A 19,188-nucleotide genomic window follows, 5' to 3' on the forward strand; every position below is an offset into this window, starting at 1 on the left:
CCGCAGGACTTCGGGTCGGGCGTTCCGCAGCCGCCCCGGGCGGTGGCGGTTACGGCGTGCCGCCGGGCTGACGGCGGGTCAGCTCGCGCCGGGGCGGCCGGGGGTGCGCAGCCGGATCGCCGTGGTGAGGTCGGCCAGGGTGACGACGCCGACCAGCACGCCGTCCCGCAGGACCAGGACCGGCGGCGGGGCGGTGGCCCGGTCCAGCACCTCGACCAGGTCGTCCTCGGGTGCAGCGAGCGGGCACTCGCGCAGCGGCCGGCCCAGCTCGCGGGCGCGCACCCCGGCCCGCCGGGCGGGCGGGAGGGCGAACAGGCGGACCAGCTCGACCAGCCCGCTGGGCCGGCCGTCGACGTCGACCAGCGGGACCACCGGCTGGTCGGTCCGCCCCGCCACCTCGGCCAGGAACCGGTCCGCGGTCAGCCAGTCCGGACCGGTGACGTCGGGCGCGGACATCACCTGGCCCACCCGCATGCCCCGCAGGGCGGCGAGCGCGGTGGCCCGGCGGACCTCGGCCAGCGCCGAGGACCAGACGAACAGGCCGACCAGGACCAGCCAGAAGCCGCCGCCGTCGCCGCGGGTGACGGCGACGAAGCCGACCGCGGAGAGCAGCAGCCCGGCGGTCTGCCCGGCCCGGCCGGCGACCTGTTCGGCGCGTTCCCGGTCGCCGCCGCGCCGCCAGAGCGCCGACTGCAGGAGCCGCCCGCCGTCCAGCGGGGCGGCGGGCAGCAGGTTGAAGCCGCCGATCAGCAGGTTGGCCCAGCCGTTCCACAGCAGGACCGCGGCCGGCAGCCGCCAGTGCGCCAGGTCGAGCGCGCCGAGCCCGGCGCCCAGCGACACTGCGCCGCAGAGCAGGCTGGCCAGCGGACCGGACCCGGCCACCGCGAACTGGACACCCGGACGGGCCGGGCGGCCCATCCGGGTGACGCCGCCGAGCGCGAAGACCGTCATGTCGTCGACCCGGACGCCGTGGTGCCGGGCGGTGACCGCGTGGGCGGTCTCGTGCAGCAGCAGGCCCACGCCCAGCAGGAGCGCGCCGGTCAGCCCGGCGACGGCGTAGGCCGTGGCGGAGCGGCCCGGGACCCAGGCGGGCAGCGTCTGCCCGGCCAGCCCGTAGCCGAAGAACAGGACCAGGGCGGGCGCGCTCCAGTGGATCCGCAGCGGTACGCCGAGGATCGTGCCCAGCGGGGCGGTTCCGCGCACCACCACTCCCGTCCCGGCGCCGCGTTCAGGTCCGCGGGGCGTCGTTGGCGGCGGAGTCGATCAGGCCGGCCCGCAGCAACTGGTGGCCGAGCTCGACCAGGGCGCGGCCGGCGGCGTACTCGTCGCCGATCTCCGGCACGGGCGGGTCGCCCGGGTTGCGGTGCGCGCTGGTGCGGCTCTCCAGCAGGTTGTCGCCGGTGTCGAGCACGGCGTGCACCTTCGTGGTGTCGCCCTCCTCGAAGAGGTCGAGCCGCAGCTGCCACCGCTTGGTGCGCAGGTGACGGGGGGTGGTGTCGGTGCTCATGGTCGGTGGTCCTTTCGGACGAGTCGTTCCCGGACTTCGGCGGTCAGTCGGCGCAGTCGCTCGGAGGAGGCCGCCCGCGGCGGCTCAGGGTGGTCGATCCGGCGTGCGGCGGCGGGGAGTTCGGCGAGGCCCGCGGCGAACCGGGCTTGTGCGTCGGCCAGGCGGTCCGGCGGTGCCAGTCGCCGGCCGTGCGCCATGACGGGGTGCAGCAGCGGCCGGACGCACGGCGGGGTGGGCTGCTCGCGCAGCGCGACGACGTCCGCGAACCCGGGGCCGCGGAAGACCTGCTTGGCGCCGGGCGCCGTGGTCTTGGCAGTCGAGAGCTTCATCGTCGGGCGGCCGTCGTAGCTGACCAACTTGTACGCCGCGTCCAGGTACGGTGCGTCGGCCGCCACACCCACCAGGGTGCCGACGGCGTACTGGTCGATCGGGGCCCCCGCGCGGACGAGAGCGGCGATCCCGTACTCGTCCAGGCCGCCGCTGGCCGTGATGCGGACCGCGGGCAGGCCGGCCGCGTCCAGGATCCGGCGGGCCGTCGTGGCCAGGGTGCCCAGGTCCCCGCTGTCCAGCCGCACCGCGCAGCCCTCGTGCAGGCCCAGCTCGCGCAGCACCCGGGCGGCCGTGGCGACGCCGTCCGCGGTGTCGTAGGTGTCCACCAGGAAGGTCACCGGGCCGGGGTGGGTCCGGGCGAAGGCACGGAAGGCCGCAGCCTCGTCGCCGAACGCCTCGATGTACGAGTGCGCCATCGTTCCGACGGTCCGCAGTCCGTACCGCTCGGCCGCGGCCACGTTGCTGGTCCCGGCGAAGCCGACCAGGGCGCCCAGGCGCGCCGCCTGCTCGCCGGCCGGTACCCCGTGGGTGCGGCGCAGCGCGAAGTCGACCACCGGGCGCCCGTCGGCGGCCAGCACGCAGCGGGCCGCCTTCGACGCCACCGCGGTCTGGTGGCAGACCTGGTTGAGCAGGTACGACTCGACCAGCTGGGCCTCGGGCAGCGGCGCGGTCACCTCCAGCAGCGGCTCGCCCGCCAGCACGAGGTCACCCTCCGGCACCGCCCACACGTCTCCGGTGAACCGCGTTCCGGCCAGCGCGGCGAACTCCCGCGCGGGGCGGTCGAGGACGCGGGCGAACACGGCCACGTCCTGCTCCTCGATCCGCCACGTGCTGAGGTGGTCGAGCACCGGCTCCAGGCCGGCGGCGACCAGGAAGCCGCGCTCGGGCGGGAGCCCGCGGACGAACAGCGAGAAGGTCGCCGGGGCGGTCATCCCCTCCGCCAGGTACGAGTGAGCCATCGTCACCTCGTACAGGTCGGTCACCAGGGCACTGGACACGGTTTCGGCCCTCCTGCCGGGGCGGAACGCCCACAGCTCCAGGCTCCCACAGGGTGGTGAACCCCCCGGGGGACCGACCGTCCCTCTTCGAGGGGCCGCTCGGCTCAGCGCCCGCGACGGCCGTGCTCGGCGGCGACCCGGTGGGCGTGGGCGACGATCTCGGCGGCGGCGTGCTCGCCGACCCCCAGGGCGTGGGAGAGACGCCGGGCGCTCCAGCCGTGCCGGGCGAGCAGCACGGTCAGCGGGTGGTGCCCGGTGGCCTCGGCGGGTGCGGCGGGCGCGGGCGGGGCGACCGGTGCCGCGGGCGCGGTGGCGCCGCGGCGCCGGACGAGCGCGCGGCGCAGTTCGTCCGCGCCCCAGACCAGGAAGGGGAAGGGCGCCACGGTGGCCAGCTGGCCGGGGTCGAGCGCGGCAGTGCCGAACAGGTGGTGCAGGGCCGGCAGGTAGACGATCGCGGCGGCGAAGGCGAGCGAGAAGCCGATCCCGACCAGCAGCCGCCGGTTGCTGAACACCCCGATCGCCCGCAGCGGGGCGCGATCGGTGCGGGCGGCGAACGCGGTGCCGATCTGGCAGGCGACGATGCCCAACCAGGTGACCGTGGTGGCCCGCTGGTACGTCAGGTGCAGCGCGCTGCCCGGTCCGACCGGGTCACCGGGGTGCCAGCCACCCGCCGTGAGGGTGACGAAGAACGGCGGCCAGCGCCAGCAGGACCGCGAGCGGATGGGTGAACTGCTGCGCCAGTTCGCGCGGCCACTGCCGACCGCCGCGCCGGGACAGCGCGTTCGGACCGTAGACGGTCTGCCGGTGGCGGGCCTCGCGCTCGCTCAGGCCGTCGGACGAGGTGCGCAGGTCACGGAAGAGCAGGTTCAGTGGCTCGCGGGGATCGGGCGCCTCCCGCGTGTCGTCCGGCGGCACCTGCAGCAGGGTTGCGGGGCGGACGTCAGGACCGGTTGCGCTGCCGGAGCTCATGGTCTCCTCCACCGGGGTCCGGGAGCTGTCGTCGCCACCACCGTAGGGCGGCGCCGGGCGCCCGCGGCAGGGCCGACCGGTCCCCGGCCCCGGGGCGGGGCGTGCCGGCCGTCCCGGGGGAACGGGGTCGATCGGCCCCAACGGCCGGGCCCCGGGCCCCTGCCCGGCGGGCGGCCCGGTGGGGGGAGCGTGGCAGCAGGGACCGGAAGGCCAGGAGGTGGCGACATGCCTGCCGAGGAGTTCGCCGAGCGCTTCGACGGCTTCTCGATCGGCAGCAACGACCTGACGCAGCTCACCCTCGGTGTGGACCGCGACTCGGACCTGCTCGCCCCCCTGTTCGACGAGAGCAACCCGGCGGTCATCCGGTCCGTCGAGCACCTGATCACCGCCGCCCACGCGGCCGGCCGGCACGTCGGCCTCTGCGGGCAGCGGCCCAGCAACGACCCGGCGTTCACCCGCTTCCTGGTCCGGGCCGGGATCGACTCGATCTCGGTCACCCCCGACAGCTTCACCGCGGTCAAGCAGCAGGTGGCCGCGGCCGAGCAGCTCGGGGCCCGTCGGGTCCGGCACCTGTTCGCCTCCTGAACCGCGCCGCCCCCGAGCGGGGACGCGGACCCTGACGGAGAGTGGACCTGGCAGCCGCCCGCCAACCGCAACGAGGGCAGTTCGATGAACACACCGGCACCCCTGCAGGAGCTCGACGAGGCCGGGCTCGGCGCGCTGGTCGAGGCGCTGGTCCGGAGCGGGCGCACCGTGATCGGACCCACCCTCGCGGACGGTGCGATCGTGCTGGCCGAACTCGGCTCGGCGGCCGACCTGCCGCACGGCTGGGGCGTGGTCACCGAACCCGGGGGCTACCGGGTGCAGCGCCGGTCCGACCGGGCCGCGTTCGCCCATTCGGCCGGACCGCAGTCCTGGAAGACCTTCCTGCACCCGCCCCGGGCCCGGCTCTGGCAGGCCGACCGCGCGCCGGACGGCACCGTCACGGTCCGCGAGGACGATGCGCCGCCGCCCCGCTACGCCTTCCTCGGGGTGCGGCCGTGCGACCTGCGGGCCATCGCGATCCAGGACCGGGTGCTGACCGGCGGGGCGCACCGCGACCCGGTCTACGGACCGCGCCGGGACCGCGCCTTCCTGGTCGTCGTCGAGTGCACCGAACCGGGCGGGGTCTGCTTCTGCACCTCGATGGGCACCGGTCCCGGCCTGCCGGAGGGGGCCGGCTTCGACCTCGCGCTCACCGAGACGGTCGAACCCGACGGCCTGCGGTACCTGGTCCGGGCCGGCAGCCCGGAGGGAGCGGACCTGCTCGCCGGCCTGGCGACCCGACCGACCGACGGCGCCCGCGCCCGGGCGGCGGTGGCCGACGCCGCCGGCCGGATGGGGCGCGAGATGGACCCCACCGACCTGCGGGCGCTGATGGCCGGCACGATGACCGCCGAACGCTGGGACCAGGTGGCCGACCGCTGCCTGACCTGCGGCAACTGCACCATGGTCTGTCCGACCTGCTTCTGCACCACGACCGAGGAGACCACCGACCTGACCGGCGACCACGCCGAGCGTTGGCGCCGGTGGGACTCCTGCTTCGAGCTCGACTTCTCGTACCTGCACGGGGTCGGGCCGGTGCGGGGCACCGCCCGCAGCCGGTACCGCCAGTGGCTCACCCACAAGCTCGGCACCTGGCACGACCAGTTCGGCTCGTCCGGGTGCGTGGGCTGCGGCCGCTGCATCGCCTGGTGCCCGGTCGGCATCGACATCACCGAGGAAGTGGCCGCGCTCCGGGCGGAGGCCGCGGGGGCCGGTGACGGGCGATGAGCGCCATGACCCCGGTGGCCTACCGGGTGACGGACCGTGAGCGGGAGACGGCCGACACCGTGACCCTCGAACTGGAACCGGTGGCGACCGCACTGGCACCCTTCCGTCCCGGCCGGTTCGGGATGCTGCACGCCTTCGGGATCGGCGAGGTGCCGGTCTCGGTCAGCGGCACTCCCGGCGACCGCCTGCGGCACACCGTGCGCGCCGTCGGCAAGGTGAGCGCGGCGCTGTGCCGGGCCGAGCCGGGCGACGGGATCGGCGTGCGAGGGCCCTACGGAACCGCCTGGCCGGAGCCGCCGGCGGGTGACGACGTGCTGGTGGTGACCGGCGGCATCGGACTCGCCCCGTTGCGGCCGCTGATCGAGGAGGTCCTGCGGCGGTCGGAGCGGTTCGGCACCGTCACCGTGCTGGCGGGCTACCGCGAACCGGGCGAGCAGCTCTTCCTCGGCGACCTGCCCCGCTGGCGGAGCCGCGCCGAGGTCCTGGTCACCGTGGACCGGCCCGAGCCCGGCTGGCCGGGACCGGTCGGGCTGGTCACCGCACTGCTGGACGTGGCCGGGTACCGCCCCGACCGGTGCACCGCCTACCTGTGCGGCCCCGAACCGATGATGCGGGCCACCGCGCGCGAGCTGGGCCGGCGCGGCGTGCCGGCCGGCCGGGTCCACCTCTCGCTGGAGCGGAACATGCGCTGCGGCACCGGCTGGTGCGGCCACTGCCAGCTCGGTCCGCTGCTGCTCTGCCGCGACGGGCCGGTCCTGGACTGGACCCGGGCCGCGGACCCGCTCGCGGTCCCCGAGCGGTGAGGCGGTGGCCGCCGTGACCAAACCCCGCCTGGCCGTCTGGAAGTTCTCCTCCTGCGACGGCTGCCAGCTCACCGTGCTCGACCTGGAGGACGAACTCCTCGCCCTCGCCGGGGCGGTGGAGATCGGCTACTTCCTGGAGGCGAGCCGGCGCGAACTGCCGCCGCCCTACGACCTGTCGTTGGTGGAGGGGTCGATCGCCACCGCCGCCGACCTGGAGCGGATCCGCCGGGTCCGGGAGCAGTCCCGGTACCTGGTGACCATCGGCGCCTGCGCCACCGCCGGCGGCGTCCAGGCGCTGCGCAACCTGTCGAGCCTGCCCGAGTACCAGGCGGTGGTGTACGCCCGCCCGGAGTACCTGGACAGCCTGGACCGCTCCACACCGGTCGCCGCCCACGTCCCGGTCGACCTGGAACTGCGCGGCTGCCCGATCGACAAGCGGCAGCTGCTGGAGGTGGTCACCGCCTACCTGGCCGACCGCAAACCCGACATCCCGACCCACAGCGTCTGCTTCGAGTGCAAGCTGCGCGGCACCACCTGCGTCACCGTCGCCCACGGCACCCCGTGCCTCGGTCCGGTCACCCAGGCCGGCTGCGGGGCGCTCTGCCCCGCCTACGGGCGCGGCTGCTACGGCTGCTTCGGCCCGGTGCCCGGCCCGGCCGGCCACGGCGGGCCCAACACCCGGGCGCTGCTCCCGCTGCTGCGCCGCGACGGCCTCGCGGACGCCGACGTCGCCCGCCTCTACCGCACCTTCAACGCCGAGGCACCCGCCTTCGCCGAGGCGGCCCGACGGGCCGAGGAGGCCGCGGAGGCCGCGGAGGACGCGGAGGACGCGTCATGACCCACCGCACCGAACGCCTGCTCACCGTCGGTGCCCTGGCCCGGGTGGAGGGCGAAGGGGCGCTGCACGTCCGGGTGGAGGACGGCCGGGTGGCGGACCTGCGGCTCGCGATCTACGAACCGCCGCGCTACTTCGAGGCGCTGCTGCGGGGGCGGCGCCACACCGAGCCGCCCGACCTGACCGCCCGGATCTGCGGCATCTGTCCGGTCGCCTACCAGATGAGCGCCTGCCGCGCGGTGGAGGACGCCTGCGGGGTCGTGGTGGACGGCCAACTGGCCGAGCTCCGGAGGCTGTTGTACTGCGGTGAGTGGATCGAGAGCCACACCCTGCACGTGTACCTGCTGCACGCCCCGGACTTCCTGGGGCTGCCCGACGCGTTGGCGCTGGCGCGCACCGCGCCGCAGCTGCTGCAGCGCGGGCTGCGGCTGAAGAAGGCCGGCAACGAGATCGTCGAGACCCTGGGCGGCCGGGCGATCCACCCCGTGAACGTCCGCCTCGGCGGGTTCCACCGGTTGCCGACCGCGGCGGAACTCGGGCGCCTGGCCGCTCTGCTGCGGCAGGCGAGGACGGACGCGCAGGACACCCTCGGCTGGGTGGCCGGGTTCGAGTTCCCGGAGCTGACCGTGGAGCACGAGATGCTCGCGCTCGGCGCGACCACCGGCTACGCCATCGACTCCGGCACGCCGACCACCACGGGGAGCGGCCCGTTCCCGCTGCCGGACTTCCCCGACCGGGTCCGCGAGCACCAGGTGCCGCACTCCACGGCGCTGCACGCCACGCTGGCGGGCCGGCCCCACCTCACCGGCCCGATCGCCCGCTGGAACCTCAACGGCTCCGCCCTGCCGCAGGAGCTGCGGACCCTCGCCGCGCAGGCCGGCCTCGGCCCGATGTGCCGCAACCCGTTCCGCAGCATCCTGATCCGCGCGGTCGAGGTGCTGTGGGCGGTCACCGAGGCCCAGCGGGTCATCGAGCGGTACCGGCCGCCGCCCGCACCCGCCGTCCCGGTGCCGGCCCGGGCGGGCACCGGCCACGGCGCCACCGAAGCCCCGCGCGGGCTCCTCTACCACCGCTACGAGTTGGACCGGGACGGCCTGGTCCGACGCGCCGTCATCGTCCCGCCGACCGCGCAGAACCAGGCCGCCGTCGAGGCCGACCTGCGCACCTTCGTCCAGTCCCGGCTCCACCTGGACGACGCGGAGCTGACCCGGCAGTGCGAGCAGGTGATCCGCAGCTACGACCCCTGCATCTCCTGCGCGGCGCACTTCCTCACCCTCACGGTGGACCGGGGGCGTCGTGGCCGGTGACCGGATCGTGCTCATCGGCGTCGGCAACGAGTACCGCCGTGACGACGGGGTGGCCCTCGCGGTGCTCGGCGAGCTCACCGCCGCCGGTGTCGAGGCCGACCGGATCGCGCTCTGCGACGGCGAACCCACCCGCCTGATCGACCTCTGGGACGGGGCCGCGCTGGCCGTCGTCGTCGACGCGGTGCACGCGCACCCGGGCCGGCCCGGCCGCGTCCACCGGCTCCGGGCCCGCGCGGACGCGCCCGTGCCGGAGGGCCCGGGAGCCGGCTCGCACGGGCTGGGCCTGGGCGAGGCCGTCGCCCTGGCCCGGATCCTCGACCGGCTGCCCGAGGAACTGCTGGTGGTCGCCGTCGAGGGGGCCGACTTCGGCATCGGGCAGGGCCTGAGCCCGGCGGTGGCCGCGGCGGTGCCGCGCGCCGCGGACCTGGTCCGGGAGGCGCTCGCCGCGCACCGGGCCGGGCCCGGGCGCGGCTGACCGCGCCCGCGGCCGGCGCCGACCGTCCGTCAGACCAGCGCCGCGCCCCAGTGCCGCGCGCGCTCCCGCTCGCCGCGGTGCAGCGGACCGTCGATGCCGTCCACCACGAAGCCCTCGGGGTCGGCCAGCACGTCGTAGTGGTGGTGGGCCAGACGACGGGCGATGCCGCCGGCCGCGCCCGCGTGGTGCTCGGCCGGGCCGCGGGTGTCGAAGGCCGCGGCGTGGGTGCCGTTCTGCGCGTCCGGCAGGGCGTGGAACCAGTCCCGCAGCCCCGGCCCGGAGCTGTCCGCCTCCCGGCCGGCGGTGGCCATCCCGGGCAGGTGGGCCGCCGCCCGGGACACGTGACTGGACATGGTGCCCACGTGGGTCGGACCGCCGACGACCAGCAGGTCGGCGGTCCGGGTCAGGTCGGTGTCGGCGTCGGCCACCGGGACGCACTCCACGGCGGCGTCCGGGTGCGCGTCGTGGATCCCGGCGGCGATCTCCTCGGCCACCTCCTTGGTGGTGCCGAACACGCTCTCGTAGACGATCACTGCGCGCATGGCCCGTCACTCCGTCCCTCGACTCGGCAGGGGCTCGGTGTTCCGGCCCCCTCTCGACGGTAGGACGGTGGCCCGCCACGGAGGAGGGCCGTTCGGCCCACCGGTGGTGCCCGCCCGGACCCACCGCCGTCAGCTCCCGGGCACCGTCACCACCGGGCAGCGGGCCCGGTGCAGCAGGCCGTGCGGCACCGAACCGAGCCGCATGCCGGTGTAGCCGCCGCGGCCGCGCCGCCCGACCACCACCGCGAGCGCGTGGGTCGCCGCCTCGGCCAGTTCCTCCACGGGATGCCCGTGCAGCACCTCGTGGGTCAGCTCCACGTCGGGGTGGGTACTCCGGCGACCGGCCGTGACCTCGGCGAGGCGCCGACGGCACTCCCGTTCCGCCCCGGCCGGGTCGCGCGGCCCGAAGTGCGGGGCCTCCAGCACCCAGACGGCGCGCAGCGCCGCGTGGCGCTCCGCGGCCAGGTCGAAGGCGAAGTCGATCGCCGACCGGCAGGTCGCGCTCCCGTCCACACCGACCACCACGTAGGGCGGCTGCTGCTCCACGTGCTCGGGCGCGCCGACCACGACGACCGGACACGGCGCCTGGGCGCTCACCGGCAGCACGACCGAGTGCCCCCCGGCGAGCTGCGCCATCCGGCCCAGGTGCCGTGAGCCGAGCACCACCATCGATGCCTCCTTGGACTGCTCGACCAGGCACCAGTCGGGGTAGTCCTCCTCCTGCGCCACGGTCAGCTCGACCCCCGGTCGGCGCTCCCGGACGAAGACGGCGGCCCGGTCCAGCGCCTCCTGCCCGCGCTGCACCAGCAGCGCGTGCCGGCCGGACCCGGACAGGTCCCCCAACAACGGCGGTGCGCAGTGCAGCAGCCGCAGCGGCAGCCCACGGCGGTCCGCCTCGTCGGCGGCCCAGGCGAGGGCCGGCAGGCTGGGACGGTCCGCGTCGACGCCGAGGACGACGGGACGCCGGACGGCGGAGGTGGTCATGGTCGCTCCCGACGGTGCGGCCTCGCGCTGGGCGAGGAGGGACACCTCCAGCCTGGGGCGTGCCGGCGCTCCGCGCCCGGGGCCGTTGGTCCCGCCGGTCGGGCCGGACGGGCACCGTCTCCCGGGTACCGGGTGCGCAGGGCCCCGGAGCCGGAGCCGATCGGCCCTCGCGCCCCAGGGCGGTACGGGGCGAGGCTGGGAGCGTCAGCCGCGAGTCGACGACATCCACGCCCGGCTGCGGCGGCCACCGCAGCCCTGCGCACAGGAGTGAGCCAGATGGTCCAGAGCGTGCTCGACGGCACGAGTCGGGAGCCGGCCGCCCCGACCACGGTCCGGTCGGTGATGAGCCGGCCCGCCGTGGCGGTCACCCCCGACACCGATTTCTCCACCATGGTGGCCGCCCTCACGGCCACCCGGCGCGGCATCCTCCCGGTGGTCGCCCCGGACGGCACGGTGGCCGGGGTGGTCGCCGCGTCCGACCTGCTCGCGGCCTACGCCGCGCCCGATCAGGGACCCCCGAGCATCCTGGCCGGCGCGCTGATGACCGCGCCGGCCGTCAGCGTGACGCAGGACCAGGGGATCGTGCAGGCGCTGGCCGTCCTGGACCGGGCCTCGCTGCACCACCTGCCGGTGGTCGACGACCAGGGCCGCCTGGTCGGCCTGCTCGGCCCGCACGACCTGCTGGAGGCGTTGCGCCGCGAGGACGACGCCCTCCGCGACCAGGCCCTCGCGGTGGCCCTCGCCCCCGGGTCCGGGGTGGCCCCCGGTGCGCTCCGGGTCGACTGCGAGCGTGGCCGACTGGTGCTGGCGGGCCGGACCAGGACCCGGTCGGACGCCGCTGCGCTCTGCCTGGCCGTGGCCGGGATCGAGGGGTTGGTCGGCCTCGTCGACCGGCTGCGCTGGGAGACGGACGACACGGCCGTGGCGTCGACGGAGGATCAGGAGGTCCGCGATGAGGCACCGTCCGGTCACTGAGGTGATGACCAGTGAGGTGGTCCGGGTCTCGCCGGGGACGGGGTTCCGGGAGATCGTGGCCCTGTTGGCGGAGTCCGGGATCACGGCAGTTCCCGTGGTGGACGCCGACGGGCGCCCGGTCGGCGTGGTGTCCGAGGCGGACCTGATGTGCACCCAGGCGGCCCAGGACGACCCCGCCGGAGCGCTGGCGGGCCCGTCGGCGCCGGCGGGCGAGCGGGTGACGGCGGGGGAGCTGATGAGCAGTCCGGCCGTCTGCATCGGCGCGGACGCGACGGTGGTGGCAGCTGCACGCACGATGCAGCGCCGCGGGGTGAAGCGACTGCCGGTGGTGGACACGGCGGGCCGCCTGGTGGGGATCGTCAGCCGTGCCGACGTCCTGCGGGTCTTCCTGCGCAGTGACCGGGCGATCCGTCAGGAGATCGTCGAGGAGGTGCTGGGACAGGTGGCGGGCGTCAGCCCGGCGGCGGTGGGGGTCGAGGTGGACCAGGGCCGGGTGGTGCTGAGCGGCTCGGTGGACCAGCCGTACCTGGCGCCGATCGTGGTGCGGCTGTGCCGGGCGGTGGACGGGGTGGTGGCGGTGACCGACCGGATCGACCGGCCGGGCGGGACGGCCCCCGCGGACCCTGCGGCCTGACCGGGCACCGCACGGTCAGCCGAGCGGCACCCGCCAGACCAGCTCGGTGCCGCCCTGCGGCCGGGGCCGTGCCGCGAAGCTGCCGCCGTGCGCGGCGGCCCGCTCGGCCAGGTTCACCAGCCCGCTGCGGCGCCCGCCCTCGGGCAGGCCGACGCCGTTGTCCGCCACGGTGACGACCAGCTCGGCCCCGGCGTCCAGGGCCACTTCGACGGTGTCGGCCCGGGCGTGCTTGGCCGCATTGGCCAGCGCCTCCTCCAGCACCGCCAGCGCGTCCTCGGCCAGCGGGGCCGGAACGGTCGCGTCCAGCAGCCCGGTCATCCGCAGCGCGGGGGAGAAGCCGAGCGCCCCGGCCGCCCGTTCGACCACCGCCACCGCGCGGGCGCGCAGCCCCACCGCCTGCGGGCCGGTGTCCCGGGAGCGGAGGCCGAAGATGCTGGCCCGGATGGTCTTCGCCGTCTCGTCCAGGTCGTCGATGGCGCGCAGCACCCGGTCGGTCGCCTCCGGGTGGTCGATGAAACGGGTGGCGCCCTGCAGCGTCATCCCGGTGGCGAAGAGGCGCTGGATGGCCAGGTCGTGCAGGTCGCGGGCGATCCGGTCGCGCTCGCTCACCAGGGCGAGCTGCTCGGAGTCGCGGCGGCGCTCCGCGAGCTCCATGGCGACCGCCGCCTGCGCCGCGAACCCGGCCAGCGGACCCGACTCGTCCTCCTCGAAGAGCGGCCGCCCGGCCGCGCGGGCCAGCATCAGCACCCCGTGCACGCCGTCCCCGGCGGTGCCGATCGGCACCGCCACGGCGGGTCCCAGGCCCGCCCAGCGCGGCGGGCCGGCCGTGATCCGCGGATCCCGCTGCACGTCCGCGCTGACCACCAGCCCGCCGGTCAGCGCCGCCGCGCCGACGAAGGAGCCGGACAGCGGCAGCACCAGGTCGGCGTGGGTCTCGGCACCCAGGCCGACGGCGATCCGCACCGCCAACTCCTCCGTGCCGGCCACCGGCAGCGCCACCACGGCCAGGTCCGCGCCGGCGATCGCGCTCGCCCGGGCGACCATCAGGTCCAGCACCTCGTGCTCGGTGCTGCCCGACAGCAGACTGCGGGTCACCTCCGCACCGGCACTGATCCACCGCTCGCGCAGCCGCGCCTGCGCGTACAGCCGGGCGTTGTCGATCGCCACGCCGGCCGCCACCGCGAGGGTCGACAGCACCGCCTCGTCCTCGGCGTCGAACTCGCGACCGCCGCGCTTCTCGGTCAGGTAGAGGTTGCCGAAGACCCGGTCGCGGATCCGGATCGGCACGCCGAGGAAGCTGTGCATCGGCGGGTGGTGGGCCGGGAAGCCGTAGGAGGCCGGATGGTCACCGATCCGGGGCAGCCGCAGGGCGTGCGGATGGCGGATCAGCTCGCCCAGCAGCCCGTGGCCGGTGGGCAGGTTGCCGATCGCCAGGACCTGTTCGTCGGACACCCCGACCGGGATGAACTCGGAGAGCCGCTGGTCCTCGCCGATCACCCCCATCGCCCCGTACTCGGCGTCCACCAGGGTGACGGCGGCCTCCACGATGTGGCGCAGCGCCTGGGACAGCTCCAGGTCCCGGCCGACCGCCAGGACCGCCTCCAGCAGGCTGTGCACCCGGTCCCGGGTGCCGCGCGCCGCGTCCAGCCGGGTCTGCAACTCGTCGAGCAGCTCGTCCAGCCGCAGCTGCGGGACCGGTGCCGGGTCCTGCTGACCGGAGCTTTCCACCGCCACCTCCGAGGGGCCCGGGTTCCCTGCCCAGCGTAGGAGCGCCGGGGCGGCCCCGCCCGCCCTGGGCCGGTCGGGCCGGCCGCCGGGTCCGGTCGGCCCCGTGCGGGCCGGGCCCGGGTGGAGAAGGCTGGTGACAACAGCCGAGCGAGTCGTCTGGAGTGAGGCACGATGAAGGCACTGACGTTCCACGGTCCCGGCCGCCGCACCTGGGGAACCGTGCCGGACCCGGCCCTCCGCGAGCCGGAGGACGCGGTGGTCCGGATCGACGCGGTCACCATCTGCGGCACCGACCTGCACATCCTCAAGGGCGACGTGCCGGAGGTCACCGAGGGCCGGGTGCTGGGCCACGAGGCGGTCGGCACGGTCGTCGAGACCGGTGCCGGCGTGCGCGCGTTCGCCGCCGGGGACCGGGTCCTGGTCTCCTGCATCAGCGCCTGCGGGCGGTGCGCGTACTGCCGGCAGGGGGTGTACGGCCAGTGCACCGGCGGTGGCGGCTGGATCCTGGGGCACCTGGTCGACGGCACCCAGGCCGAGTACGTCCGGGTCCCGTTCGCGGACAACTCGCTGCACCGGCTGCCGGCCGCGGTGAGCGACGAGGACGCGCTGCTGCTCGCCGACATCCTGCCCACCTCCTTCGAGGTCGGGATCCGCAACGGCCGGGTCGCCCCCGGGGACACGGTGGTGATCGTCGGGGCGGGGCCGATCGGCCTGGCGGCCGTGACCTGCGCCCGGCTGTACAGCCCCGGCCGGATCGTCGTGGTCGACCTGGCGGAGAGCCGGCTGGCGGCCGCCAAGCGGGCCGGTGCCGACGAGACGGTGGCCGCGGGCACGGCCGACGCCGACGCGATCCGCGCGCTCAGCCGGGACGGGCTGGGCGCGGACGTGGCGATCGAGGCGGTCGGGGTGCCCGAAACCTTCGAGCTGTGCACCCGCGTGGTCCGCCCCGGTGGGCGGGTCGCCAACGTCGGCGTGCACGGCCGCCCGGCCACCCTGCACCTCGAGGACCTGTGGATCCGGAACCTCACCGTCACCACCGGCCTGGTCGACACCAGCAGCACCCCGCTGCTGCTCGACATGCTGGCGGCCGGCCGGCTCGACGTCTCCGGCCTGGTCACCCACCGGTTCGGCCTGGACGAGATGCCGGACGCCTACGACGTGTTCGCCGGCGCCGGCACCAGCGGGGCGCTGAAGGTGGCGCTGTTCCGCACCTGACGTCCCGCCACCGCGACCGCGGCGCCTGGTCGGCGGCCGTCAGCCGCCGGCCCGGCGCTGCTGCCCGCGCAGCCAGCGGCGGGCGCCGAGGACGGCGGCGCCGTGGCAGGCGAGACCGACCGGGACGGCGAGCAGTGGCACCTTGGTCCCGAGCCACAGGTGCAGCAGCAGGCCGGCCGGGACCAGCACGAGGGCGGCGACGCGCAACGCGCGGTTGGCGCGCGGGGCGGTCACCGGCGGGTCCCGGGCTTGGCGGCGCGGACGTAGTGGATCCACGGCTGCAGGTCGCCGGTCCCGATCCCGTCGAACCCGGCGTCGCGCACCAGGGGTTCGAGCAGGTGCACCGGGTTGTGCTCCATCACCGGCCCGGTGACCGCGCCCACCAGGTGGCGGGCGGCGGGGTTGGCGGGCGGACGGAAGTCGGCGAGCAGCAGGCGGCCGCCCGGGCGGAGCACGCGGTACATCTCGGCGACCGCGCGGGCCCGGACGTCCTCGGGGAGGTGATGGATCATCAGGCTGCTCACCACCACGTCGTACTCGCCGCCCGGGCCGGGGAGCTGCTCGGCGATGCCGTCGGCGAAGCTGCAGTGCGGTCGGCCGGCGGCCCGGCGGCGGGCGTGGGCCAGCACCTCGGGGGCCGGGTCCAGGCCCAGCACCTGGCCGGTCGACGTGACGGCGTCGGCCATCCGCAGGGTCAGGTACCCGGTGCCGCAGCCGACGTCGAGGACCCGGTCGCCCGGGCGGGCGCCGCTGAGCTCGGCGAGGCGGGTGAAGACCCGGCGGCGGTGGCCGAGGAAGAAGACGTTGCCGAAGGCCTCGTAGGCGCGGCCGTGGGTGAGGGTCTGCCCGCCGGTGCGGGCGTCCGCACTGCCGTGCAGGAAACGCGCGAGTTCCATGCCGGACTCCGTTCTTGACGTGGTGGAACGACTCTTGACGTGGTGGAACGACGTGTCGCGAGGTCGCGACAACGTTCTTAGTGGCGACTAAGTAACTCTGAACTTAGTCGTCACTAAGTTTGTTGGCAAGGGCCGGATAGGATGCGGACGTGTCCGACTCCGCCGCCAGCCCGCCCACCCCACCCACCAGGCGCCCCCGCGGGCCGCGCCTCAAGCCGGCCGACCGCAGGGCGCTGATCCTCGCGGCGGCCACCGAGGTCTTCTCCGAGGCCGGCTACCAGCGCGGCAAGATGTCCGAGGTCGCCCGGCGGGTGGGCGTCAGCGAGCCGGTCGTCTTCCAGAACTTCGGCTCCAAGGCCGCCGTGTTCGCCGCCGTGCTGGAGCACGCCGCCGCGCAGCTGGACGCCGCGCTGCGGGAGTGGGCCGGCCGCAGCCCGAGCGTCGGCGCCTGGCTGACCGAGCTGCTCGCCCCCGGACACCTGACCCAGGTGCACGCCCGCGGCACCCTCGGCGTCCTGTTCGACGACGCGATGACCCTGACCGCCGAACCGCTCGTGCTCGACGCCGCCCGCCAGGGCAACCGCCGCGTCGCCGAGGCCCTGGCCGACCTGCTCGCCCAAGGCCAGCGCGACGGCAGCATCCGCGCCGACCTGTCCCCCGAGACCGGTGCCTGGTGGCTGATCTCGCTGCTCGCCTCACAGCGCTACCGGTTCGCGGTCGTCCCCGAACCCGGCCTTCGGGAAGGCGAGTTGGGGGAGCTGATGGTGCGTTCCCTGCTGGCGGACGGGGCCCGGGCGGACGGGGCCTGAGGGGTCGTCGGACGCGGGCCGCGGAACGCCAGGTCCGGATCCCGCCAGCGGCGCACGGCGGTGCCGGGCAGAGTCGTGACCGGGCCCGGAGGTGAGCGCGGGCCCGTCCCCGGCAGCCACCGCGAAAGGCGAACCCGTGCACGTCGTCCCCGGCCTCAAGGTCCTCTACTTCGGTACCCCGGTCGTCCTGATCAGCACCCGCAACGAGGACGGCACCGCCAACCTCGCCCCGATGTCCTCCGCGTGGTGGCTCGGTCAGACCTGCATGCTCGGGATGGGCAACAGCAGCCGGACGACCGAGAACCTGCTCCGCGAGGGCGAGTGCGTGCTCAACCTGCCCTCCGCCGCACTGGCCGACGCCGTCGACCGGATCGCGCTCACCACCGGCCGCCCGGTCGTCTCGCCCACCCGGGCCGCGCAGGGCTACCGGTACGAGCCGGACAAGTTCGCCCTCGCGGGGTTCACCGAGCAGCCCGCGGACCTGGTCCGGGCGCCCCGGGTCGCGCAGTGCCCGATCCAGTTGGAGGCCCGGCTCGTCTCCGCGCAGCCCTTCGGTGTCCCGGAGCCGGTCGCCACCGCCTTCCAGCTGGAGGTCCTGCGCGCGCACGTCGAGGAGAGCCTGGTCCTGCCGGGCACCCGGCACGTGGACCCGGTCGGCTGGGACCCGCTGATCATGAAGTTCTGCGAGTTCTTCGGCGGCGGCGAGAACCTCCGCCCGTCCCGGCTCGCCGCCGGGTGGCAGATGCCGCACCCGGCCCTGCAGGCCTGACCGCGCAGTGCCGCAGCCGGCCGCGCCGCGCCGCAGGTGACGGCGGTGTGTCCGCGGATGACGATCCCCGCGGGGTGGTTGTCCCACGGACCCCGGGCGTGTGAGGGTGGCGGGCGTGCCCCAGACGAACCGACCGCTGCGCAAGCTCGGCTTCCTGACCATCGGCCTGTTCGACCCGGCGGATCCGGGTCAGGGCCACCGCGCGACCCTCGAACTCATCGAGCTGGGGGAGCGGTTGGGCTTCGACAGTGCCTGGGTGCGGCACCGCCACCTGCAGTACGGCATCTCCTCGCCGGTCGCCGTGCTGGCGGCGGCCTCCCAGCGCACCAGCCGGATCGAGCTCGGCACGGCGGTGATCCCGCTCGGGTGGGAGAACCCGCTGCGGCTGGCCGAGGACCTGGCCACCGTCGACCTGCTCTCCGGCGGCCGCCTCAACCCCGGCGTCAGCGTGGGGCCGCCGATCCACTACGACCAGGTCAAGGCGGCGCTCTACCCGGACAGCGCGGCGGCCGAGGACTTCGGCCACGAGCGGGTGCGGCGGCTGCTCGACTTCGTGCGCGGCGAACCGGTCACCGGGTTCCGCGGCACCGAGGAGTACTCCGACCTGGTCCAGCCGCAGGCCCCGGGCCTGATCCGGCGCCTCTGGTACGGCGCCGGCAGCCTGCGGTCGGCGCGCTGGGCCGGCGAGCACGGGATGAACCTGCTGACCAGCAGCGTGGTGAAGGCGGAGCAGGCGGAGGAGCCGCGGGAGTTCGCCGAGATCCAGCTCGCGCACATCCGGGCCTTCCGCGCCGCGCACCCCGACGGCGACCGCGCCCGGGTGTCCCAGGGCCTGGTGGTCATCCCCACCGACAGCGCCACGCCCGCGCAGCGCGCCAAGTACGAGGAGTACGCCCGGCGGCGGAGCGCGCGCACCACCGCGCCGCAGGGCCCGGCCCGCCTGATGTTCGCCCCGGACCTGGTCGGCAGCTCCGCGCAGCTGGCCGAGGCGCTGTCCGCCCACGCGGCGTTCCGCGAGGTCGAGGAGGTGGCGTTCGCGCTGCCGTTCACCTTCGAGCCCGAGGACTACGTGCAGATCCTCACCGACACCGCCACCCGCCTGGGCCCGGCCCTCGGCTGGCAGCCCGCGGGGTGAGGCGGGCGGCGGACCCCGGGTGACGGTCCGTCGGCGGAGCAGGGGGGCGGCCCGGCGGCGCGGTCCTGCCGTCGGCTCAGCTGCCGGATGCGCCCCCGGTCGGGCGGCGGCAGCTCTCCGGGTCCGGGGTCGGGCCGGCCTCGCAGGCGTAGCCCTGGTCGGCGCGGTCGTGGCTGAGGTACCGGCCGGTGCACTGGTCGGATCCGTACCCGGCGCAGGCGGCGAGGGCCTCGTAGCCGTTGGCGAACTCGCCCGGGGCGCGCACGATCCAGTGGCCGGGCGGCAGCGAGGCCCAGCCGTCGCTGTCGATCAGGGTGGCGCCGGGCACCTGCTGCTGCAGGTCGGCGAGCTCCTGGTCGCGCTCGGCCGGGTCCGCCGTGTGCGGGATCTCGGCGAGTTCGGCGATCCAGCTCCCGGCGGCCGCACCGGTGCCGGTGGGACCGGGCGGGGCGGGCGGGCCGGCGG

The 19,188-nt window shown here is 75.9% G+C and carries 22 protein-coding genes and 1 pseudogene; 12 read left to right on the forward strand and 11 right to left on the reverse strand.

From position 1 onward, the window contains the following. Window positions 1-78 precede the first annotated feature (78 nt). From ACFW1A_RS24630 to ACFW1A_RS24650, 5 genes are all read right to left on the reverse strand, one after another. Window positions 79-1,203, reverse strand: a complete 1,125-nt coding sequence (locus tag ACFW1A_RS24630; RefSeq protein ID WP_380411723.1) for a site-2 protease family protein — start codon at window positions 1,201-1,203, stop codon at window positions 79-81. Window positions 1,204-1,228: 25 nt separating this feature from the next. Next, window positions 1,229-1,507 carry a dsRBD fold-containing protein gene (locus ACFW1A_RS24635; protein ID WP_380411726.1) on the reverse strand — a complete coding sequence of 93 codons (279 nt, stop codon included), beginning with the start codon at window positions 1,505-1,507 and terminating at the stop codon, window positions 1,229-1,231. Further along, the gene (locus tag ACFW1A_RS24640; protein ID WP_380411729.1) at window positions 1,504-2,835 is read right to left on the reverse strand and encodes a nicotinate phosphoribosyltransferase; all 1,332 of its coding nucleotides are present in this window, start codon (window positions 2,833-2,835) and stop codon (window positions 1,504-1,506) included. The genes ACFW1A_RS24635 and ACFW1A_RS24640 overlap by 4 nt, the downstream gene beginning before the upstream one ends. Before the next feature lie 104 nt (window positions 2,836-2,939). Continuing rightward, entirely contained in the window at window positions 2,940-3,557 is a 618-nt protein-coding gene (locus tag ACFW1A_RS24645) for a cation transporting ATPase C-terminal domain-containing protein (RefSeq protein ID WP_380411789.1), read from the reverse strand. Beyond that, entirely contained in the window at window positions 3,484-3,804 is a 321-nt protein-coding gene (locus ACFW1A_RS24650) for a cation-transporting P-type ATPase (RefSeq protein ID WP_380411731.1), read from the reverse strand. The genes ACFW1A_RS24645 and ACFW1A_RS24650 overlap by 74 nt, the downstream gene beginning before the upstream one ends. A gap of 225 nt (window positions 3,805-4,029) precedes the next feature. On the opposite strand from ACFW1A_RS24650, the gene ACFW1A_RS24655 reads away from it, so the two are divergent. From ACFW1A_RS24655 to ACFW1A_RS24680, 6 genes are all read left to right on the forward strand, one after another. After that, window positions 4,030-4,389 carry a putative PEP-binding protein gene (locus tag ACFW1A_RS24655; RefSeq protein ID WP_380411735.1) on the forward strand — a complete coding sequence of 120 codons (360 nt, stop codon included), beginning with the start codon at window positions 4,030-4,032 and terminating at the stop codon, window positions 4,387-4,389. Between the two features lie 84 nt (window positions 4,390-4,473). Next, the gene (locus ACFW1A_RS24660; RefSeq protein WP_380411738.1) at window positions 4,474-5,616 is read left to right on the forward strand and encodes a 4Fe-4S dicluster domain-containing protein; all 1,143 of its coding nucleotides are present in this window, start codon (window positions 4,474-4,476) and stop codon (window positions 5,614-5,616) included. Continuing rightward, window positions 5,613-6,419, forward strand: coding sequence for an FAD/NAD(P)-binding protein (locus ACFW1A_RS24665; protein WP_380411741.1), 807 nt, complete (start codon window positions 5,613-5,615; stop codon window positions 6,417-6,419). The genes ACFW1A_RS24660 and ACFW1A_RS24665 overlap by 4 nt, the downstream gene beginning before the upstream one ends. A 13-nt stretch (window positions 6,420-6,432) precedes the next feature. Then, window positions 6,433-7,257 carry an oxidoreductase gene (locus ACFW1A_RS24670; protein ID WP_380411743.1) on the forward strand — a complete coding sequence of 275 codons (825 nt, stop codon included), beginning with the start codon at window positions 6,433-6,435 and terminating at the stop codon, window positions 7,255-7,257. Then, window positions 7,254-8,561, forward strand: a complete 1,308-nt coding sequence (locus ACFW1A_RS24675) for a Ni/Fe hydrogenase subunit alpha (RefSeq protein ID WP_380411746.1) — start codon at window positions 7,254-7,256, stop codon at window positions 8,559-8,561. Before ACFW1A_RS24670 ends, ACFW1A_RS24675 begins: the two co-directional genes overlap by 4 nt. Beyond that, the gene (locus ACFW1A_RS24680) at window positions 8,551-9,036 is read left to right on the forward strand and encodes a hydrogenase maturation protease (RefSeq protein ID WP_380411749.1); all 486 of its coding nucleotides are present in this window, start codon (window positions 8,551-8,553) and stop codon (window positions 9,034-9,036) included. Before ACFW1A_RS24675 ends, ACFW1A_RS24680 begins: the two co-directional genes overlap by 11 nt. 29 nt (window positions 9,037-9,065) lie before the next feature. Here ACFW1A_RS24680 and ACFW1A_RS24685 read toward each other — a convergent pair whose 3' ends face one another. Then, the gene (locus ACFW1A_RS24685) at window positions 9,066-9,578 is read right to left on the reverse strand and encodes a flavodoxin family protein (protein ID WP_380411751.1); all 513 of its coding nucleotides are present in this window, start codon (window positions 9,576-9,578) and stop codon (window positions 9,066-9,068) included. Window positions 9,579-9,707: 129 nt separating this feature from the next. Then, window positions 9,708-10,562: a universal stress protein gene (locus tag ACFW1A_RS24690; protein WP_380411753.1), complete on the reverse strand. Its 855-nt coding sequence runs from the start codon at window positions 10,560-10,562 to the stop codon at window positions 9,708-9,710. A 276-nt stretch (window positions 10,563-10,838) separates the two neighbouring features. On the opposite strand from ACFW1A_RS24690, the gene ACFW1A_RS24695 reads away from it, so the two are divergent. Both ACFW1A_RS24695 and ACFW1A_RS24700 read left to right on the forward strand, forming a co-directional pair. After that, window positions 10,839-11,537: a CBS domain-containing protein gene (locus tag ACFW1A_RS24695; RefSeq protein WP_380411757.1), complete on the forward strand. Its 699-nt coding sequence runs from the start codon at window positions 10,839-10,841 to the stop codon at window positions 11,535-11,537. Continuing rightward, window positions 11,515-12,171, forward strand: a complete 657-nt coding sequence (locus ACFW1A_RS24700; RefSeq protein WP_380411760.1) for a CBS domain-containing protein — start codon at window positions 11,515-11,517, stop codon at window positions 12,169-12,171. The genes ACFW1A_RS24695 and ACFW1A_RS24700 overlap by 23 nt, the downstream gene beginning before the upstream one ends. A 15-nt stretch (window positions 12,172-12,186) precedes the next feature. Here the strand turns inward: ACFW1A_RS24700 and ACFW1A_RS24705 are convergent, their stop codons facing one another. Then, window positions 12,187-13,899 (reverse strand): GAF domain-containing protein, encoded by a 1,713-nt coding sequence (locus ACFW1A_RS24705; protein ID WP_380411763.1) that lies wholly within the window; start codon window positions 13,897-13,899, stop codon window positions 12,187-12,189. A gap of 171 nt (window positions 13,900-14,070) precedes the next feature. Here ACFW1A_RS24705 and ACFW1A_RS24710 point away from each other — a divergent pair, with 171 nt between their 5' ends. Continuing rightward, complete coding sequence (locus tag ACFW1A_RS24710) at window positions 14,071-15,114, forward strand: zinc-dependent alcohol dehydrogenase family protein (RefSeq protein ID WP_380411765.1); 1,044 nt, start codon at window positions 14,071-14,073, stop codon at window positions 15,112-15,114. Between the two features lie 39 nt (window positions 15,115-15,153). Here ACFW1A_RS24710 and ACFW1A_RS24715 read toward each other — a convergent pair whose 3' ends face one another. Then, window positions 15,154-15,348: a hypothetical protein gene (locus ACFW1A_RS24715; RefSeq protein ID WP_380411768.1), complete on the reverse strand. Its 195-nt coding sequence runs from the start codon at window positions 15,346-15,348 to the stop codon at window positions 15,154-15,156. After that, window positions 15,345-16,010, reverse strand: a complete 666-nt coding sequence (locus ACFW1A_RS24720; RefSeq protein WP_380411772.1) for a class I SAM-dependent methyltransferase — start codon at window positions 16,008-16,010, stop codon at window positions 15,345-15,347. Before ACFW1A_RS24720 ends, ACFW1A_RS24715 begins: the two co-directional genes overlap by 4 nt. A 149-nt stretch (window positions 16,011-16,159) precedes the next feature. On the opposite strand from ACFW1A_RS24720, the gene ACFW1A_RS24725 reads away from it, so the two are divergent. The 3 genes from ACFW1A_RS24725 to ACFW1A_RS24735 all read left to right on the forward strand — a co-directional run bounded on the left by ACFW1A_RS24725 (window position 16,160) and on the right by ACFW1A_RS24735 (window position 18,723). Then, a complete protein-coding gene (locus ACFW1A_RS24725) occupies window positions 16,160-16,819 on the forward strand; it encodes a TetR/AcrR family transcriptional regulator (RefSeq protein ID WP_380411778.1) in 660 nt (219 codons plus the stop codon). Window positions 16,820-16,955: 136 nt separating this feature from the next. Beyond that, the gene (locus tag ACFW1A_RS24730; RefSeq protein WP_380411783.1) at window positions 16,956-17,588 is read left to right on the forward strand and encodes a flavin reductase family protein; all 633 of its coding nucleotides are present in this window, start codon (window positions 16,956-16,958) and stop codon (window positions 17,586-17,588) included. Between the two features lie 115 nt (window positions 17,589-17,703). Then, window positions 17,704-18,723, forward strand: coding sequence for an LLM class flavin-dependent oxidoreductase (locus ACFW1A_RS24735; RefSeq protein ID WP_380411786.1), 1,020 nt, complete (start codon window positions 17,704-17,706; stop codon window positions 18,721-18,723). Between the two features lie 76 nt (window positions 18,724-18,799). On the opposite strand, the pseudogene ACFW1A_RS24740 reads toward ACFW1A_RS24735, so the two are convergent. Next, window positions 18,800-19,188 (reverse strand): annotated as a pseudogene (locus ACFW1A_RS24740) (serine/threonine protein kinase); the annotation flags it as partial.

The sequence above is a fragment of the Kitasatospora sp. NPDC058965 genome (assembly GCF_042741245.1).
Taxonomy (GTDB): Bacteria; Actinomycetota; Actinomycetes; order Streptomycetales; family Streptomycetaceae; genus Kitasatospora.